22 protein-coding genes are annotated in these 18,960 nt (G+C 43.8%); 19 read left to right on the forward strand and 3 right to left on the reverse strand.

The window, feature by feature from the left end:
* Positions 1-5 precede the first annotated feature (5 nt).
* On the forward strand, positions 6-308 hold the full coding sequence (locus ACSAMM_RS13170; RefSeq protein ID WP_008728402.1) for a hypothetical protein: 303 nt from the start codon (positions 6-8) through the stop codon (positions 306-308).
* Positions 305-604, forward strand: a complete 300-nt coding sequence (locus tag ACSAMM_RS13175; RefSeq protein ID WP_008728403.1) for a CD1845 family protein — start codon at positions 305-307, stop codon at positions 602-604. The genes ACSAMM_RS13170 and ACSAMM_RS13175 overlap by 4 nt, the downstream gene beginning before the upstream one ends.
* Before the next feature lie 73 nt (positions 605-677).
* On the opposite strand, the gene ACSAMM_RS13180 is transcribed toward ACSAMM_RS13175, so the two are convergent.
* Complete coding sequence (locus ACSAMM_RS13180) at positions 678-2,090, reverse strand: ATP-binding protein (protein ID WP_008728404.1); 1,413 nt, start codon at positions 2,088-2,090, stop codon at positions 678-680.
* 114 nt (positions 2,091-2,204) lie between these two features.
* Here ACSAMM_RS13180 and ACSAMM_RS13185 point away from each other — a divergent pair, with 114 nt between their 5' ends.
* Positions 2,205-3,617, forward strand: a complete 1,413-nt coding sequence (locus tag ACSAMM_RS13185; protein ID WP_117441255.1) for a relaxase/mobilization nuclease domain-containing protein — start codon at positions 2,205-2,207, stop codon at positions 3,615-3,617.
* Positions 3,618-3,839: 222 nt separating this feature from the next.
* Here ACSAMM_RS13185 and ACSAMM_RS13190 read toward each other — a convergent pair whose 3' ends face one another.
* Positions 3,840-4,196 carry a helix-turn-helix domain-containing protein gene (locus tag ACSAMM_RS13190; RefSeq protein ID WP_117441257.1) on the reverse strand — a complete coding sequence of 119 codons (357 nt, stop codon included), beginning with the start codon at positions 4,194-4,196 and terminating at the stop codon, positions 3,840-3,842.
* A 375-nt stretch (positions 4,197-4,571) separates the two neighbouring features.
* Here ACSAMM_RS13190 and ACSAMM_RS13195 point away from each other — a divergent pair, with 375 nt between their 5' ends.
* The 7 genes from ACSAMM_RS13195 (at position 4,572) to ACSAMM_RS13225 (ending at position 10,582) form a co-directional block, all read left to right on the forward strand.
* Positions 4,572-5,273 (forward strand): lantibiotic protection ABC transporter ATP-binding protein, encoded by a 702-nt coding sequence (locus tag ACSAMM_RS13195; RefSeq protein ID WP_026649306.1) that lies wholly within the window; start codon positions 4,572-4,574, stop codon positions 5,271-5,273.
* 3 nt (positions 5,274-5,276) lie between these two features.
* Positions 5,277-6,002, forward strand: coding sequence for a lantibiotic immunity ABC transporter MutE/EpiE family permease subunit (locus ACSAMM_RS13200; RefSeq protein ID WP_117441259.1), 726 nt, complete (start codon positions 5,277-5,279; stop codon positions 6,000-6,002).
* A gap of 6 nt (positions 6,003-6,008) precedes the next feature.
* Positions 6,009-6,740, forward strand: a complete 732-nt coding sequence (locus tag ACSAMM_RS13205; protein ID WP_005423209.1) for a lantibiotic immunity ABC transporter MutG family permease subunit — start codon at positions 6,009-6,011, stop codon at positions 6,738-6,740.
* Positions 6,733-7,548 carry a NisI/SpaI family lantibiotic immunity lipoprotein gene (locus ACSAMM_RS13210; RefSeq protein WP_117441260.1) on the forward strand — a complete coding sequence of 272 codons (816 nt, stop codon included), beginning with the start codon at positions 6,733-6,735 and terminating at the stop codon, positions 7,546-7,548. The genes ACSAMM_RS13205 and ACSAMM_RS13210 overlap by 8 nt, the downstream gene beginning before the upstream one ends.
* Before the next feature lie 69 nt (positions 7,549-7,617).
* The gene (locus tag ACSAMM_RS13215) at positions 7,618-8,277 is read left to right on the forward strand and encodes a response regulator transcription factor (protein WP_044922413.1); all 660 of its coding nucleotides are present in this window, start codon (positions 7,618-7,620) and stop codon (positions 8,275-8,277) included.
* Positions 8,268-9,632: a sensor histidine kinase gene (locus ACSAMM_RS13220; RefSeq protein WP_117441261.1), complete on the forward strand. Its 1,365-nt coding sequence runs from the start codon at positions 8,268-8,270 to the stop codon at positions 9,630-9,632. The genes ACSAMM_RS13215 and ACSAMM_RS13220 overlap by 10 nt, the downstream gene beginning before the upstream one ends.
* 536 nt (positions 9,633-10,168) lie before the next feature.
* The gene (locus ACSAMM_RS13225; RefSeq protein ID WP_457791779.1) at positions 10,169-10,582 is read left to right on the forward strand and encodes a sigma-70 family RNA polymerase sigma factor; all 414 of its coding nucleotides are present in this window, start codon (positions 10,169-10,171) and stop codon (positions 10,580-10,582) included.
* Positions 10,583-10,727: 145 nt separating this feature from the next.
* Here the strand turns inward: ACSAMM_RS13225 and ACSAMM_RS13230 are convergent, their stop codons facing one another.
* On the reverse strand, positions 10,728-11,255 hold the full coding sequence (locus tag ACSAMM_RS13230) for a PadR family transcriptional regulator (RefSeq protein ID WP_055056202.1): 528 nt from the start codon (positions 11,253-11,255) through the stop codon (positions 10,728-10,730).
* A gap of 214 nt (positions 11,256-11,469) precedes the next feature.
* Between ACSAMM_RS13230 and ACSAMM_RS13235 the strand changes: the two genes are divergently transcribed.
* The 9 genes from ACSAMM_RS13235 to ACSAMM_RS13275 all read left to right on the forward strand — a co-directional run bounded on the left by ACSAMM_RS13235 (position 11,470) and on the right by ACSAMM_RS13275 (position 18,855).
* Positions 11,470-12,846, forward strand: a complete 1,377-nt coding sequence (locus ACSAMM_RS13235; protein WP_117441393.1) for an MATE family efflux transporter — start codon at positions 11,470-11,472, stop codon at positions 12,844-12,846.
* A 69-nt stretch (positions 12,847-12,915) separates the two neighbouring features.
* Positions 12,916-13,440, forward strand: a complete 525-nt coding sequence (locus ACSAMM_RS13240; protein WP_117441392.1) for a PadR family transcriptional regulator — start codon at positions 12,916-12,918, stop codon at positions 13,438-13,440.
* Entirely contained in the window at positions 13,437-13,859 is a 423-nt protein-coding gene (locus ACSAMM_RS13245) for a YjdF family protein (RefSeq protein WP_117441391.1), read from the forward strand. Before ACSAMM_RS13240 ends, ACSAMM_RS13245 begins: the two co-directional genes overlap by 4 nt.
* A 1-nt stretch (position 13,860) precedes the next feature.
* Positions 13,861-14,046, forward strand: coding sequence for a cysteine-rich KTR domain-containing protein (locus ACSAMM_RS13250; protein ID WP_117441390.1), 186 nt, complete (start codon positions 13,861-13,863; stop codon positions 14,044-14,046).
* 507 nt (positions 14,047-14,553) lie between these two features.
* Positions 14,554-14,967, forward strand: coding sequence for a sigma-70 family RNA polymerase sigma factor (locus tag ACSAMM_RS13255; protein WP_154780954.1), 414 nt, complete (start codon positions 14,554-14,556; stop codon positions 14,965-14,967).
* Positions 14,968-15,504: 537 nt separating this feature from the next.
* Entirely contained in the window at positions 15,505-15,735 is a 231-nt protein-coding gene (locus ACSAMM_RS13260) for a helix-turn-helix domain-containing protein (RefSeq protein ID WP_040015730.1), read from the forward strand.
* Between the two features lie 126 nt (positions 15,736-15,861).
* Positions 15,862-17,037: a tyrosine-type recombinase/integrase gene (locus tag ACSAMM_RS13265; RefSeq protein WP_422698337.1), complete on the forward strand. Its 1,176-nt coding sequence runs from the start codon at positions 15,862-15,864 to the stop codon at positions 17,035-17,037.
* A gap of 147 nt (positions 17,038-17,184) precedes the next feature.
* The gene (locus ACSAMM_RS13270) at positions 17,185-18,396 is read left to right on the forward strand and encodes a tyrosine-type recombinase/integrase (protein WP_117441335.1); all 1,212 of its coding nucleotides are present in this window, start codon (positions 17,185-17,187) and stop codon (positions 18,394-18,396) included.
* A 261-nt stretch (positions 18,397-18,657) separates the two neighbouring features.
* Positions 18,658-18,855 (forward strand): YwbE family protein, encoded by a 198-nt coding sequence (locus tag ACSAMM_RS13275; protein WP_457791781.1) that lies wholly within the window; start codon positions 18,658-18,660, stop codon positions 18,853-18,855.
* Positions 18,856-18,960: the final 105 nt, after the last annotated feature.

The raw sequence follows: 18,960 nt of genomic DNA on the forward strand, positions 1-18,960 counted from the left end.
AACAGATGCTGACCTTTGAAAAGGTACTGGAGATTTTTGCGGATTACCTGACCGCAGACGAGACCATAGAAGTTTATATCAGCCGCCATGGATGTGTAAGAGTTGAATTTGACCAAGATTTTCACTATTGCTCTGGCGAGGTATGCCATACTCCCAAGGAACTGTTCGACCTCTTAGCCGATGATTACCGGACTTATCTGGAGATTGAACTGACCAAAGGAAAACGGGAAGTGACGGAAGATGATGAGAGAGAAGCGGATGCCCTGTGCAAACGGCATCTGGAGCGTTGGAGGGAGGAACTGGAATGAAGATTTTGAAATGCTTGCTGATGATTGTAACTGCACCGGTCGTTTTGGTGTTGACGCTTTTTGTCTGGCTCTGCATGGGGCTGATCTACATATCTGGTCTGGTGCTTGGTCTGCTCAGCACGGTAATTGCTCTACTTGGCGTGGCTGTGCTTATTACCTATTCCCCGCAGAATGGTGCAATTTTGCTGATTATGGCATTTTTGATTAGCCCGATGGGGCTGCCGCTGGCTGCGATCTGGCTGCTGGGAAAGGTGCAGAGTTTGAAATTTGCGATACAGGATTGGGTGTATGGGTAAATGATGTGAATATAATTTGGAATGAAAAAGAAGCAGGACAATGGGAGATGAGACCCAATGCCCTGCTTCTTGGTTATTTGGAATGAACGGTAGTATATTTCTGGTTTTTGCTTTTGGGTTTGTCTGGAAACATCATTTCAAGTTTACCAGAAGATAATAAAGGCTTGAGGTAATATTTGCTGAAGTGAGAACGGCTGGAAACATCAATATATGCTTGCATTTCATCTCGACTTTTAGGGTCTGCACAAAATTCCAATAGCAAGTTTTGTTTGCTGATCACAGATGTATCATGTGCGGCATCATGTGCTGTATCATGTGCGGAAGCACCGCACATGATGTAGTTTACATTTTTCAAGATGACTCTGAAATCTGTCGCTGTTGAGGAAAATTCGGGCTTATATGCCTCTGTGTATCCAGGCAGCTTTTCGGTTTCACTGACGATTTTGCGTAGGCCACTTCCACGGCGTTCCATGTACTTCATGCGGTGGAACAGGTCAGCAATCACAGGGTTTCGTCGCATGGAACGGATACTGTAAATATCGTATTCCTGAATTGAGCCGCCGCCAAACATACCGCCCGGAGATGTGATTTCCACCCGATCATCAAACATATCAATATGGATTTCGCTGCCAAGCACAATATAATCACGATGGATAAGCGCATTGACAAGAGCCTCTGTCACAGCTCGTTCAGCATAATCCGGCTTGTCTACACGATACTGTGCCTTTTTGACAAAACGGACTTTGGAATTATTGCGAATAAATTCACTGCCGCTGTTCAGTAAATAAATCAAATTTCCCTCGTATTCTTTATCGTCCAGCGCATCATCAAAGATAGAGCCTTTTTCCAAGCCATTCCACCGGGTACAGAACATACGGGAGTTATAAACCGTGTGCTGATCGGTCATGAGTTTTCCGGCATTGGTCAGGAGTCCATTTTTATCAGTCAAACCAAAGGAAACATAATCGGATGGCTCAAAGCGGAGACCGGTCCGTTCCAGATAGGTTGCTTCCAGAAGTGTAAAGCTGTAATCCTTTTTTACCGCGTCTGTTGTTAGGGTATCAAAGGACTGATTGGTTCCCTTTAAGATCAGTTCATTCACAATGTAATCAGGGGCAATTACGCTTTCATTTCCAACACGGATATATGCTTCCATTACGCCGTCTGCCTTGTAATAATATGGGGTGCTGCGGCCGGGAGAAACCTCCAGAGCTAATAGATTTTTACCATCTTCCTGCAATGGCTTTAAGATAAACTGCGGTAATGGTGTGATACGTTCTTTGATTAAGCGGCTGATCGCTTCAGCATCCTTTTGAACATCAGACAAGCCGATAGGCTTCCGGTCATCAGAGACCCCGAAAAACAGAGTGCCGCCGATTCCATTGGAAAAGGCACTGACACTTTTTAACCAGCTTTTGGGTTTCTTTATTTCAAGTGCAACTTTGAAATCACATTCGGTTGCTTCAGCAATGAGCTGTTCTATCATAAAATCCCTCCTTTGAGGTATTGGTAGTTTCTTTATATTATACCCATAAGGAGAGTTTATTTCAACGATAGGCACAAAGAGTTCAGAGAAAATATTTTGAGAGGAGGGCTTTTTATGGCAACTACAAGAATCATGCCGCTTCATGTCGGCAAAGGCCGCACAGAGAGTCGGGCGATCAGTGACATCATCGACTATGTAGCAAATCCACAGAAAACAGATGACGGCAAGCTCATTACCAGCTATGCGTGTGACAGCCGGACTGCGGATGCAGAGTTTCTTCTGGCAAAGCGGCAGTACATTGCCGCTACCGGACGAGTGCGTGGCGCGGATGATGTGATTGCCTATCATGTGCGCCAGTCCTTCCGCCCCGGTGAGATTACCCAAGAAGAAGCAAACCGGCTGGGCGTAGAATTTGCAAGGCGTTTTACCAAAGGCAATCATGCTTTTGTGGTATGCACGCACATAGACAAGTCGCACATTCATAATCACATTATCTGGTCATCGGTCAGCTTAGAATATGACCGGAAGTTCCGAAACTTTTGGGGCAGCACCAAGGCGGTTCGTCGGCTAAGTGACACCATCTGTATTGAGAATGGACTGTCCATTGTAGAGAATCCGAAACTTCACGGAAAGAGCTATAACAAATGGCTGGGCGATCAGGCAAAGCCATCTCACCGAGAGCTGCTTCGTGTGGCGATTGACAACGCATTATCACAAAGTCCTGCTGACTTTGAAGAACTGCTGAAGCTGTTGCGAGAATATGGTTGTGAAGTCTCAAAGCGCGGAAAATCGTATCGACTGAAACTCTCTGGTTGGGAGAAAGCCGCCCGCATGGACAGTCTGGGCGAAGGATATGGATTGGAAGATTTGCGGGCAGTTCTCTTAGGGAAGAAAGCACATACCCCGCGAAAGAAAACAGTCACACAGGCAGAGCCGCCGAAGATCAATCTGCTGGTGGACATTCAGGCAAAATTGCAGGCTGGAAAAGGTGCTGGCTATGCTCGATGGGCTAAAGTTTTTAATCTGAAACATATGGCGCAGACCATGAATTACCTGTCAGAGAACAATCTGCTGGAGTATGCGGTTTTGGAAGAAAAGGCTGCGGCTGCCACGGCACATCACAATGATCTTTCGGCGCAGATCAAAGCGGCTGAAAAGCGCATGGCAGAGATTGCTGTTCTGCGTACTCACATCGTAAATTATGCCAAGACCCGTGAGGTCTATGTGGCATACCGCAAGGCGGGTTACTCTAAGAAATTCCGGGAGGAACATGAGGAAGAAATTCTGCTCCACCAGGCTGCTAAGAATGCCTTTGATGAGATGGGAGTCAAGAAGCTTCCCAAGGTCAAAGAGTTGCAGACGGAGTACGCGAAATTGCTGGAAGAAAAGAAAAAGACCTATGCCGAGTACCGGCGTTCCCGTGAGGAAATGCGGGAGCTTTTAACGGCAAAGGCAAATGTAGATCGAGTGCTGAAAATGGAGGTAGAACAGGATGTTGAAAAAGAAAAAGACCACGGCCAGCGGTAAGCTGGTCCTGGTCAAAAGCGTTCGCAGAACGCGCAGCCACAGAATGAAATTCTGTGTTCAAAGGGGCTTGGGGGCGCTGCCCTCAACAAGCAAGCGGAGAGGAAAATCACAAAGGGATTTTCTTCTCTGCGGGCCTGTGTGTATTAACACAGGCATTGCTTGCCTCTTTTCTCCGAAAATGAAAAGAACCAGTGAGAGAATCGTTAAATTTCACTCACTGGCTCAATTCGTTTCAAATTTCTCGGACAACTTTGTCAGTTCCTTCACCGTTTCTTGGGTGTGATGCAGCAGGGTGTCACGCATTTCTGGCGGACAGCTGGAATAAAGCATTTTCATCTGATTGACACCCTCATCCTCCAGAGAAACATCTGGATTTATAAGTGTATCTAAAGAGATATGCAGGACCTTGGCCAATGCTCTCAAAATCAAATAAGAAGGATTCATTTTCCCCTTTTCGATATTGGCGATTTGCTTTACAGAAACATGGCTCAGATCCGCAAGCTCCTGCTGTGTCAGGTCTTTTTTCTTTCGGGCTTCCCGCATTTTTTGCCCCAAAGCAGTCAAATCATCAATCGGCATAATCGTTCACCTCAATAATATTGTATCGTTCCGGTTTATGTGATGGAATGACCTTATTATGCCGGTTAATGGGCTTGATTATACCGATTATAAAACTGAGGATACAAATTCCATTAAAGAGTAATGAAGGATGCAAACTTACCTGTATCTGTGACAGCATTCGGCGCGGTCTGAAGCAACTGGCAAAGTATTTTTAGGATAGAATAACAAAGGGCGCAAGGTCTCAAAATGTTTCCAGCACAGGGGCTTGAGCTTTATCTATATTTGTCCATTTAATAGGTTTGATTATGCAGATTAAAATTTAATATCTTTATGAAATCTTCAAATTTCCCTTGTATCCTCTTGTTGAAACCAAAAGAAAGGACAGTACAAAATATGAGTATAATCTTGAAAACAACAAATCTCTGCAAATCGTTCAACGGGCAGACAGCCGTAAATAACATATCGCTGAACATTGAAAGAAATTCCGTCTATGGATTGTTAGGACCAAATGGAGCCGGAAAATCTACAACACTCAAAATGATAACAGGTATTTTGAGGCCCACATCTGGGAGTATTGAGTTTGACGGCCACGCATGGAAACGCAGCGACTTAAACCATATTGGAGCGTTAATTGAAATGCCGCCGCTTTATGAAAATTTGACCGCCTATGAAAATCTGAAAGTAAGGACTACTATTTTAGGGCTGACAGATAAGCGGATTGACGAAGTGCTGCAAATCGTCCGGCTGACGGAAACAGGCAAGAAAAGAGCCGGACAGTTTTCTCTTGGTATGAAACAGCGTCTTGGAATTGCAGTTGCATTACTAAACAACCCGAAGCTGCTCATACTTGATGAACCAACCAACGGGCTTGACCCGATTGGGATTGAAGAACTTAGAGAGCTTATCCGTTCCTTTCCTGCAAAGGGTATTACCGTTATTTTATCAAGTCATATTCTCTCCGAGGTACAACAGACCGCTGACCACATCGGCATTATTGCGGGCGGCGTCTTAGGATATGAGGGGAAACTTAATGCAAACGAAAATTTGGAACAGCTTTTTATGGACGTTGTAAAAAGCAATCACAGGGAGGGTTAAGGCATGGACTATCTAAAATCAGAACATTTGAAATTCAAGAGGACAATATCGAACAAACTGATTTTCATTGTTCCGCTAATTACGGCTATTTTTGCATGGCTTATGGGTGGATATATGGGGTATCAGTACATGACGCTTTACTGGTGGTATGCGTTCCTGCTTCCGGGAGCAATCGCAATTTTGTGTTCTTTGTCACACAGAAAAGAAGAAAACGCCGGGAAATACTATTCGGTATTTTCTATGCCTGTAAATCTTTCGAGATTTGAATTTGCCAAGGGCATTATCTTAGTCGAAAAACTGCTTGTTTCAGCGATATTTTTAGCATTGCTTATTTCTATCAGTAATATCATTGCTCCGGCAACGGCAGTATATTCTCTTTTACACAGCATTACAGGAAGTATTGGAATTATCCTTGCGTCTGTCTGGCAAATCCCTTTGTGTCTGTACTTAGCACGCAAAACGGGAATGTTTGTGCCGATTGTGTTAAATACAATACTTGGGATTGTCCTATCTACTGCTACCGCATTAGGAAATACAATAGCATGGTGGTTTGTACCGTATTGTTGGGCAGCAAAACTGGCAGAGCCACTTATGGGAATTGAAATAAACGGAACTTATACGGGGAATTGTGGATTTTCTATAGCCATTATGATTTCCATTTCGTTGTCAATACTCTTGTTTCTTATTTTATCCTATGCCGACGCAAAGGATTTTTCCAAAGGGAGGTAGACAGAAATGGGTTTTATTTATGCGCTTCGTTCTGAACAGGAAAAAACGAAGCATACATCGTTTTGGGCTATTCATTTTTGTGTACCCGTTATGGGGGCATTGTTATTTCTTGCTTACTATTCCCAGTATGCCAGCACCGCAGACAGTAAAAAGCTCAAAATGATATTGGAAATTACGACAACGTTTTTTCCGGTGTTGATAAGCGTTATTGTTGGTCTGAACGTTGCACTGGAAGAAAAGGCTTCACACTTCCAAACGCTGCTTGCTGTACCAAACAGACACAAAAATATGCTTGCAAAATTAACTTATCTTTATGGTTCGGGGGTATTTGCATTGTTCTTTCTGTTCCTGTTATTTGTGATTGGCATACATCTTTTGGGAATGGCTGATACAGTGCAGCTCGGAATGCTCATTGGAGCCGCCGCCGGGATGGCCTTTTGTAATTTTATAATATACATCTTGCACCTGTTCCTTAGCTTCAAATTTGGATTAGGGTTATCCCTGTTTTGGGGCGTGTTTGAAAGTCTGCAATGTATCTTATATAGCAATATTGAGCTGAAAGGTGTAGCCCGGTATATTCCCTTTGCATGGTCTATGAATTGGGTACAGGATATTTTGAGCCGACAAATTTTCAACTATGGAACAGAAAAAATATGGATTGCAGCATTAACGACAGGCGGCTTATTGCTGACCTTATTATGGTTTTCTCATTGGGAGGGAAGAAAAAATTATGAATAAAAGCAAAAAAATAATGCTACTTCTGCTGTTTACCTTTATCGTTTGTGTGGCTCTTGCTGGCTGTACTTTACAGGACAGAATCGAAGAATATTCCAGTGACAAGGAACAATGCTATTTGAATACGGAAAATGTAACACGTTTTTCCTATAAAGGTAACGATTACACCATTTTGGCAGATACCGTATCAAATGGCGGGCTTGGAGAATGGATTGGATATATCCGGCAGCTTGCCGCCATAGACGAGAACGGAAAAATATTGCTGCAAGAAAATGTTGAACCGGCAACTTTTCAATCCTTAGCGGATTTGGCGGAGAAAGCACCAGAAGCCGCTTACATTATTCCTTTTCTCAATGTATATGCGGCTCCTAACGCAGACGATTATCTTATTGTAGATGTAAACGGAGGGTATCATAAAGCTGTTATCAGCGAAAATGTCAAAGATAGCGATACTGTTTTTGATTTTAAGAAAACAGAAGAATCTATAAATGACAGCTTTGAAGTCAATCCAGAAAATGCGACACAACTTCTTTGGGGCGGGACGGTTTATCAAGTAACGTCTGATATGGTATCAGATGATGAATTAGGCAGCTACATTGATATTCTCGCTGAAAGTGTTACATTCGATACAGAAACGAAAATCCCTTTGTCAAAAGAAGATTTAAGCAAGATTGACTGGTACGGGGAAAATGCCGGACAGGGGCGAGAGTCTTGGTTTTACACAGATGTCTATGAGATTTACGGAACCGATAAAACGGAAGCGGTTGCGGTCAATGTAAATGACAATTACTATATTGCAAAGCGACAATGACAGCTTTCCTACCTTCCTACCCTTGGAGTTTGTGCTATACTAAAAAGGACAACGAAAGGAGGCAACAATATGGCGGCGATCCTTATGATTGATGATGAACGGGCTATTTTAGAGCTTGTCAAAAACGGGCTGCGAAAGGATGGGCATTTCGTGACCACTTATACCTCTGCCGCACAGGTACCGCTTGATAAGCTGAACAGATATGACTTGATTATACTGGATATTATGATGCCAGATGTAGACGGCTTTTCCTATTGTGATAAAATTCGTTCCCTTGTAGACTGTCCTATTCTTTTTCTGACAGCAAAGACAATGGAGCATGACATCACATTTGGGCTTGGTCTGGGAGCAGACGACTATCTGACAAAACCATTTCGTATTGCAGAATTGCGGGCGAGAGTAAACGCCCACCTACGGCGTGAACGTAGGGAACGACATACCGCACTTACCTTTGACCGCATAAAAATTGATTTATCTGAAAAAGAATTACGGGTAGATAACACGCCTGTTGCCTTAACGAAAAGCGAATATCTGATTTGTGAATATCTTGCAAGGAATAAAGGACAGGTATTTTCAAAAGAACAGATTTACGAAGCTGTTTTCAGCTTAGAGGGCGACAGTGATAATTCTACGATTTCTACTCATATCAAGAATATCCGGTCAAAATTGAACAAACTGGATATTCAGCCGATAGCGACAGTCTGGGGGATTGGATATAAATGGGAATGAAAAAAACAACATCACTGAAAGCGTCTTTTTGGAAATTCTTATGTATGCTGTTGATTGGACTAATAGGTGCGGTGGCAATACCATTTAGTCTTATTTTAGCTGGAACCAGTACAGGGCTTATTACCTATGCGGATTATTCAGAACGCTGCACAAAAGATCTTGCTCCTGTTATTGCTGCAACGCCGGATTTGGCAGATGTGCAGCTTCCTATGGGCTGTGAATATTTGGTGCTGGATAAAAATTATCAAGTGACGGAAACGACCTTAGAGGGCGACGATTTGGACCGGGCTATGGAATACGCAATATCCGGGCAGATAAATACAAACCTCAACAAACAGTATTTGCTTGTGACCCGCAAAAATGAATATGTAGTGCTGCAATATTACATAGGTTCACAGTTTACAAATGAATGGCTTTATGAGCATTTTCCCTCACCGGAAATTCTGCTTTATATTTTTATAGCAATCAACTGTATTGCAGTATGCGTGATATTGACAACGAAGTTTGCAAAAAATATGCGGACGCAGCTCTCTCCGCTTTTTGAAGCGACAAGGCAGGTAGCAGAACAAAATCTTGATTTTGAAGTGGGACATTCAAAAATCAAAGAATTTGAGGACGTACTTTGTTCTTTTGCAAATATGAAAGATAATCTGAAAATATCTTTAGAGAAGCAATGGAACGCGGAACAGTTACAGAGAGAACAGATTGCAGCACTCGCTCACGATTTGAAAACACCTTTGACCGTCATTCAAGGAAATATTGATTTGATAAATGAAACGGAGCTTGACGACGAACAACGTCTATATGCGGGTTACATCACTGAAAGCTCCGAACAGATAGGCATTTATATTAAAGCGTTAATTGACATTTCCCGGACAATCGCCGGGTATCAGCTTCATTTGGAGAAATTTGATATAGCTGATTACATGGGCCAGATTAAAGCGCAGGCAAGCTCTTTATGCCTTACCAAAGGAATTTGTCTGCAACTGGAAACGGGGGCTAACCTGGGCACACTCAAGGCGGATAAGCTGCTGTTGGAACGGGCAATTATGAACGTGATAAGCAATGCGTTAGACTATTCTCCACCACAGGGGACAATTTATGTAACGGTGCAAAAAACGGACTGCTTTTTACATATATCTATAACGGACGAGGGAGGCGGCTTCACACCGGAGGCCCTACATCATGCACAGGAACAGTTTTTCATGGGCGACAAAAGCCGTACTTCTAATATGCACTTTGGTATGGGACTTTATATCACAAGCAGCATTATCAAGCAACATGGCGGGCAGCTTGTTTTAAGCAATTCTAAAAAGACTGGCGGCGCACAGGTTATTATCAAAATTCCATATTAAAAGTAGTGGGCGGTACTGTGGTATCGCTCATTATTTTTTCAAATCTTTATGAAATCTACAAACTTTCCATATAGCATATAGGTAAAGAATAAAACTACAATCTGCCGGACGACGGCAAAAGAAAAAAAGCCGTCGTAGAGCAGACAATTTGACACGCCCATTTGAAACGGCGGCTTTGATTTTCAGAGCCGCCGTTTCTTTGCGTTTACACAAACCTATGACGACTTGCAGGGACACGGTAGCCGATTGGAGGTTATTTTGCTGTGTCTCGTTTGCTTTTTCAAAGCTCACATGATCTACATCAGTTAAAAAAAGCATTGCTCCTCCTCCGGGCAAGTATAACATTGCATCGGCATTATCGTTCCATGTAATTCAGTATAATAATGGCTGTTCTTGGCGCGCCAGTTTTCCCTCACGGAAATCTGGCGTTTTTTGTTGCCATTTTTTCGGAGATGACCCGGTTGTCTGCCGGTGTCGGTCTCCGCCTCCATTCGATTCGCCCGTCAATCACCCGTGAATCGAAATGGAGGTACATAATGAAGAAAATTAACCTTCGGGAACTTTATCCTGATGTTTATACAACAGACTTTTTTGTAGATGTGACAGAGGAAGTAATGGAGACTATTCGAGCAGCTGAACGTGCGGAGACTGCGTATGAGCGAAAGATGTATCGTTATAAAGCACAGTATTCTCTGGATTGCGAGAATGGCATTGAAAATGCGGTGCTATTGAAGCCGCAAACACCGGAGATGCTTCTGGAGGAAAAACAGTTTCAGGAGCAGGTCTATGCTACTGTGATGAAGCTGCCGAAGAAACAGGCAAAGCGAATTTATGCCCGATACTATCTGGGAATGACGGTAAATGAAATTGCCGAAGTAGAAGGTGTAGACCAAAGCCGTGTCCGAGATAGTATCCGCCGTGGATTAAAGCAACTTGTAAAATATTTTTGATAAAAATTCATTTGATTCGCCTGTTTTTTGTCAGTGTTAATAAGAAGGTTATACCGATTTGAAGTGCGCTTATTAAGAAAACGCCAGATCCAGGGGCGTATCACCTCTGCATCTGGCGTTTTCTTATAGATTTGTACTTGCCTGTTTATCCAATATTCTTTTTTAATGAAGCAATCCATGCTTGGATTGCTTCCACCAGTACATACTGCTGACGCAAAACAGCCATACCTGTTGCGGGAATACTGGGTTCATTTTCTTTTTTCTGTATATTATGTTCCAGATAGGATTTTAAAGTACTAATATTTTCCTCAATTTCTGCTATGCACGATTTTTGTTTTTCAGGTGGCAAGGAATCCAAATTCACAATAACAGCGTTGAAGTCCAGAAAAATGTTAATAGGTTTTCCAGAAATCTCAAACATGAGCCGTTCAAATTCTGCTTCTCCGGCTTCCGTCAGGGAATAAATCGCTTTTTCTGGCATCTTCCCTTCCTTTACGATTTCGCCTCGGATTAGCCCCTTTTCTTCTAACTGAATGGCTTTTTTATAAATGGATGGAGTGCTGATTTTTACCCATTTGGATATGTTTCTATATTCTACTAACTTTTGAATATCGTAGGCGCTCATTGGCTCCTTTTTCAATATTCCCAACACGATTAAATCTATGGTTGCCATGTGGAATCACACCCTTTCACTATGCTTTCTGCATGAAAGAATACTGTCAAATTTACTATAAATTATAGTATTAGATTTTATACTCTTTGTCAAGATAAAACGCCTGACTTCTCTTGACACATACTATAAATTATAGTACTATGATTTATACGGTAGTATACTATAATCTATACTACTATAAATTATACTTAAAGAAGCGAAAGGAGTATTAACAATGAATGAACGCAACAACAAACTTGAGCTTTTGGGTAGTGCGCCTATCCCAAAAGCGCTGATGGCTCTCGGCATACCGATTATGATTGGGATGTTGATCAATGCACTCTATAATCTGGTGGATGCCTATTTTGTGAGTGGCTTGGGCAAAAGTCAAATGGGTGCTATTTCTGTCGTATTTCCGTTGGGACAAGTCGTGGTTGGTTTAGGCCTTATGTTCGGTAACGGAGCCGCATCTTATCTGTCAAGACTATTGGGACGCGGAGATAAAGATACCGCCGATAAAGTGGCAAGCACCGCATTGTATAGCAGTATTCTGATTGGTGCTATTATCATCCTACTTTCTGCGATTTTCCTTAAACCAATTTTGGTAATGTTGGGCGCGACGGAAACAATTATGCCGTATGCTTTGACATACGCAAGAATTTATGTGCTGTCCTGTATTTTCAATGTATTTAATGTAACAATGAACAATATTGTAAGTAGCGAGGGTGCAGCAAAAACGACCATGTGTGCCTTGCTATTGGGAGCCGTATTGAACATCGGATTAGACCCTCTTTTCATTTATACTTTGGACATGGGAGTAGAAGGTGCAGCAATCGCCACAGCAATTTCGCAAATGGTATCCACGCTTGTTTATCTTACCTATGTTCTGCGCAAAAAAAGCGTATTTTCGTTCAGCATAAAAGAGTTTTCTCCTACGAGGCAAATGATAACGGAAATTTTGAAAATTGGAGTTCCCACTTTGGTGTTCCAACTGCTAACAAGTCTTTCGATTGCGCTAATTAACCGCGCATCCAGCAATTATGGCGATTCGGTCATTGCAGGCATGGGGGCGGTTACGCGAGTTACTTCTATGGGAACTCTTGTTGTCTTTGGATTTCTGAAAGGGTTCCAGCCTATTGCTGGATTCAGCTATGGGGCAAAGAAGTTTGATCGCCTGCGCGAAGCAATCAAAACCTCAATCATTTGGTCTACAAGTTTCTGCTTAGTCGTAGGCTTGGTGATGGCCATTTTTTCTACGCAGATTATCTCTCAATTTACTGAGGGAGATAATCAAATGATTTTAGTGGGTCAAAAATCACTGTTTGCAAATGGGATCACATTCATTCTTTTTGGTTTCTACACGGTTTACTCCTCTTTGTTCCTTGCCTTGGGTAAAGGTGCGGCAGGTTTCTTTTTGGGAGCATGTAGACAAGGTGTCTGCTTTGTTCCTGTCATTTTGCTGCTGCCTATGGTATGGGGAATGAACGGAATCCTATATGCCCAACCCATCGCAGATGTAATTTCCGTAGTAATCACTGTATTTATGGCGGTACACCTTCATCGGGAATTGTCTATGGCTGAAAAACAGGCTATGTCCAATTCGGAAATATAAGGTACTTCTCCTTGACTTTTACTATCAACAATAGTACTATTGATAATAGTAAAAGTTGGAGGTGTAGTTATGTCGTCAATCGATTTAGTCATACTTGGTATTGTATTGGAAAAACCGCAAAGCGCCTATGACATTCAAAAGGATGTGGAGTACCACCATTTTTCCCGCTGGACAAAAATAAGCGTACCTTCTATTTATCGCAAGGTTCTCCAGTTGAGCGAAAAGGGTTATCTGCAAAGCGATATTGTCAAGGGCGATAAGTTTGCGGATAAAGCCATTTATTCTATTACCGATCAGGGCAGAGCGTATTTCAAGGAGCTGATGGCCTCTTATGTCGCTGGCCCAGTACCCTTGCTATTCGATTTCAATGTGGTCATTACCAATTTGAACAAGATGGACAAGGTCGAAGCGTTGGAGTTGGTTTCGGCTTTGCGCCAGAGCATACAGTCCTCGGCTGAATCCAACGAGGGCTATGCGCGGGAATTTACAGACATTCCTTTGGTTGGGAGAACGATTTTTGAGCAGCAGCAGCTTCTCTATCGCGCCCTTTTGGAATGGCTGGATCACTTTGAAGGGCAGTTCTTAAAAGAATGAGCACAGTCCTCCAAAGCAGTTTGACCATCCTGTTTGAAGCTCCATTTTGGATCGGCCTATATGAAAGAACTGATAGCGGTAAGTACGAGGTATGTAAAATCACTTTTGGTTCAGAGCCCAAAGACTATGAGGTCTATGATTTTCTGCTGAAGAATTGGCATAAATTGAAATTCAGTCCCCCGATCCAGACCGAAGTAGCCATAGAGCGAAAAATCAATCCCAAACGAATGCAGCGCGAAATTCAAAGTCAACTGCAAGATAAAGGCATTGGCACAAAGGCACAGCAGGCGTTGAAACTCCAGCATGAGCAATGTAAGCTGGAACGGAAAACCAAGAGCCGTGAGCAGAAAGAGGCTGAGAAAGACCGTCAGTTTGCCATACGGCAGGAAAAGAAGAAAGCCAAGCACAGAGGAAGATAACATGAAGATAGAATGGATTTTATGCCCCTTTTGCGGCAGCAAAACGCGATTGAAAATCCGCGGTGATACAGTACTGGAAAACTTTCCGTTATATTGTCCTAAATGCAAACATGAAACCCTGATTACGGTAAGAAAACTAAATTTATCCATCGTTCAAGAGCCAGACGCACAGACGCAGAGCCGATAATACACAAGGTAAATTCACTTGTGGTTATCGGTCCTTTTTTATTTCAATATACGACGAGAGCCTGCCCCGCCCAATGGGGAAAGAAAAAAACCGTAGCTGGGCAGGTTGATTTTGTGCGCTTACTCTACTTACTTTGGCGGCGGTTTTGAGAAATCAGAGCCGCCGTTTCTTTGCGTTTACACAAACCTATAACGACTTGCAGGGACACGGTAGCCGATTGGAGGTTATTTTGCCGTGTCTCGTTTGCTTTTTCAAAGCTCACATGATCTACATCAGTTAAAAAAAGCATTGCTCCTCCTCCGGGCAAGTATAACATTGCATCGGCATTATCGTTCCATGTAATTCAGTATAATAATGGCTGTTCTTGGCGCGCCAGTTTTCCCTCACGGAAATCTGGCGTTTTTTGTTGCCATTTTTTCGGAGATGACCCGGTTGTCTGCCGGTGTCGGTCTCCGCCTCCATTCGATTCACCCGTCAATCACCCGTGAATCGAAATGGAGGTACATAATGAAGAAAATTAACCTTCGGGAACTTTATCCTAATGTTTATACAACAGACTTTTTTGTAGATGTGACAGAGGAAGTAATGGAGACTATTCGAGCAGCTGAACGTGCGGAAGCTGCTTATGACCGGAGGATGTATCGCTATAAGGCGTACTACTCCCTGGACTGCGACAACGGCATTGAAAATGCGATTCTGATGAAGCCCCAGACACCGGAGATGCTTCTGGAGGAAAAACAGTTTCAGGAGCAGGTCTATGCCGCTGTGATGAAGCTGCCGGAGAAACAGGCAAAGCGAATTTATGCCCGATACTATCTGAGAATGACGGTAAATGAAATTGCCGAAGTAGAAGGTGTAGACCCAAGCCGTGTCCGAGACAGTATCCGCCGTGGATTAAAGCAGCTTGTAAAATATTTTTGATAAAATTTCATTTGATGCGCCTGTTTTTTGCCTTTTTTGTCAGTGTTAATAAGAAGGACAAGTTTTCCTCCTTCATCAGTACATTGACAATCGAATAGACAGCACAACAGGTACATAACCCATGTACGAGCGAATATGAAACGCCGCGAAGATGGAGCAGTCAGGGAGGTGATGAAAGAACTGCTTCGGAGCGATCTACGATTTCATAAAACGGATTGTGGCAGATTCGGCGCGATGACTGCATGGGGGCTTAAAGATACTTCCTCACGGCCCGCCAAAGACTTGGGGGGAACCCTGCGGCACACGATACGAACGGTGCTGCGGAGTTATGACAGCCGCGCCAGCGGAGACTTGTTGTGTTCCCATCGTCAGGGGGCGTGGCAAATGTGATGAAAGCTGAGTTATATAAATAGGAAGCGTTTGCAGCTTCCTGTTCAAAATCAGATACCATGCGCTGGCAGTTTCGGCTGCCAGCGTATTCATGTGGCTTTGAACAAACACGATGACAAACTTGACAGATTGGAGGAAATATGCTTTATGGAAAAACTTATTACACGAAAAGAAGCAGCAGAAATTTTAGGTATCAGCATTGCAACGCTGGACGCGGCCCGTAACAATGGTCTTATTTCTTATGTGCAATATGTGCAGAATGGCTGTGTGTACTTTACTTCAGCGGGCCTTCAGGAGTATATCGCAAAATGCACCCACAGAGCAAAGCCAACAGAAAAGAACGCAACTTATCGTAAACCTCGCAGAGCTGGAGTGTGAGCCGGTCCGTATCCTTGTCGAAATCATAATGGTCTGATAAAACATAGATACAGCGCTGGAGTCTATTCTTAGGAGGTGACGGAATTGGCCAAACGGCAAACAATAATTCCTCAATATGGCACAGTTATGAAAAGAGGTGTCCTATATTATAGGACCAGAATCAAAGACGCGAATGGTAAGCTCGTAGCTATCTACGCAAAAACACCTGAAGAACTATACAACAAAGAAACGCTTGCGTTGGAACAGATTGAGAATGCCACTTTTCATCGGAAAACGCCCACAGTTGCAGAGTATTGTGAAAAGTGGCTGCTGATGCAGTCGGTTCATGTACGAGCTACTACTTTGACGGATTACACCTCAAAGGTCAGGCGGCATATTATAGCGGAATTGGGAGATAAACGGATGGGTGAGGTTAGCCTGGATGATATTCAGCTTGCCCTTGTTCCGGTTTCCAAAAAATCTGCATCGGTTTATAAATCTGTGGTAATCCTTTACAAATCTATCTTTCGCGCAGCGATGGAAAGCAGGATTATTGACCACAACCCAACGATTTATCTGACAACAAAAGGTGGCGGTGTTCCACAAGAGGATCGTCAGGCTTTGACAGATGAACAGGTGGAGCGCCTTTTGGATGCTATCCGAGATTTGCCGCCTTATGTCTTTGTCATGATTGGTTTATATGCAGGGCTACGCCGGGAAGAAATTCTTGCTCTGCAATGGGATTCAGTATATCTGGATACAGATACTCCATATCTGACGGTAAGACGGGCATGGCACACCGAACATAACAGACCGGTGATTTCGGATGAATTGAAAACCAAGGCTGCGGAGAGAAATATCCCCCTTCCTGTTTGCTTGGCTGAGTGTTTGAAAGCAGCAAAGGAAACTTCGACTTCGGAGTATGTGGTTTCAAACCGGGATGGCGAACCGCTGTCCTACACGCAGTTTAAGCGACTTTGGCAGTATATTGTTACGAGGACGGTCAAGGAGCGGAGCTATTATCGGTATGAAGATGGAAAAAGAGTAAAGCATACTGTCACACCTGTCTTGGGAGAAAAGGCCGCTCATAACGGAAAAGTGGTTTACAGCCTGGACTTTGAGGTAACACCCCATCAGTTGCGGCATACTTATATCACTAACCTCATTCATGCGTCGGTAGATCCAAAAACGGTTCAATACCTGGCAGGCCATGAAAGTAGCAAGATTACTATGGACATCTATGCAAAGGTTAAGTATAACAGGCCGGATGAGCTGGTCAGATCAATGAGCTGCGCGTTTGCAAGCTGGGATGCAGCACAGTAATAACAAATAGGAAATGAAGCAGGAGCGAGGCAAGGATGTCTCGCTCTTTGTTTTACATCAGCCGTATCTTTGATTAAATCGAGGCTTTCTGATAAAAAGAGAGTGTAGATACGGAGACTACACATTATCAAGAAAGGAAGATCGAAGATGGCTAAAAAGAAAACGGAGGTTCCGAAGTATGGGACTATTACATTGAAAGGAATCCAGTATTACAGAACCCGGATTACGGATGCGGATGGCAAAGAGTTGAGTTTGTATGCCGCAACTTGTGAAGAATTGTATGAGAAGCAGTTAGAGGCCCGGAAGCAGGTGGAAGAAATTATCTTTCACCGGCAACACCCGACAGTAGCCGAGTATGGAGAGAAGTGGCTGCTGATGCAGTCGGCAAAGGTGTCTGCGTCTACACTCAGAGGTTATACGAGGGATATGACAAACTATATCATAAAACATCTGGGAGAGATGTATATGGAAGAAGTGACCGCTGACGATATTCGGCTGGCGCTTGTTCCATTGTCAAAGAAATCGGAAGGCTTATACAATAAGGTCAATATGCTACTCAAGTGCATTTTTTATGCGGCAGAGAGAAACCAAATTCTTGAACACAATCCCTGTGCGGGAATATCCGGTAAAGGCGGAAAACCGACAAAAAAGAAGGAGGCATTGACAGATCAGCAGGTAGCCGTGCTTCTGGATACAGTCAAGGGACTTCCTCCATATTTGTTTATTATGCTCGGTTTGTATTCCGGTCTGCGTCGGGAAGAAATTCTTGCACTGCAATGGGATTGTGTATTTCTGGACGAGGATACACCTTATATATCGGTGAGGCGGGCATGGCGTACAGAGCATAACAGACCCGTGATTTCTACGGTTCTAAAGACTCCGGCGGCAAAAAGGGATATTCCGATACCGAAGTGTTTGGTGGATTGTCTGAGAGAAACGAAAGAAAATTCCATATCAGATTATGTGATTGCTGACAGCAAAGGGGAGCCGCTGGCTGCTTCGCAGTTTCAAAGAGTGTGGCAGTATGTCGTTGTCCGCTCCACTAAGCCCCGGAACTATTATAAGTATGTGAATGGGCAGAGCATCAAATACACGGTTACCCCAACGTTGGGCATGACCCAGAAAAATCAACCCAAAATCAGATATACGCTGGACTTTGATGTAACCCCGCATCAGCTGCGGCACACTTACATTACCAATCTTCTCTATGCTGGTGTTGATCCAAAGACTGTCCAATACCTTGCCGGACACGAAAACAGCAAAACAACTATGGACATCTATGCAAAAGTGAAGTACAATAAACCAGAGGAGCTGTTTGGGGTAGTAAATGGTGCGTTTCATCAGGCTATTGCTGAATGAAAAAAGGACGTTTTTTATGGTCCGCACACCGGATAACTGAGAGGCAGAAAGCCGGAAAAGCCCGGAGTATCAAGGGAAAACAGCTCAAAAACTCGCGCAGGCTGGCCTGAAGGCCGCCCGCCGCGCTCCCCAGTTCTCCAAGCGCTGATTGGCCTTTTTCCGAACCCGCCGCATTTTCGCGGCGGGTTCTTTTCTTTCGGCGGCTGGATTGCCGCGCGGCAGGCCGCCTGCTTGACGTCGGAGAAAGGAGTGGAATTTCCCATGAAAAACGGACAAAACCGCAGCGACGTGACGATCGGCGCCCGGGTGAGCATTGTGCTCAAGGCGGATCAGGCCACCGGCCGGCGGACCGAAGGCGTGGTCCTGCGCTTGCTGACCAACAGCCGCTTCCATCCCCACGGCATCAAGGTCATGCTCGAGGACGGCCAGGTCGGCCGGGTGCAGGAGATTCTCGAATGAGCGTCGACTCCCGTTGACAACTTTCGCCCCGCTGTGTACAATGAAACCAACGCAACCAAGCCGCCCGGCCGCTTGCCGGGCGGCTTTATTTTTTATGAAAGGAGG

This window comes from Anaeromassilibacillus sp. SJQ-5, from assembly GCF_054108045.1.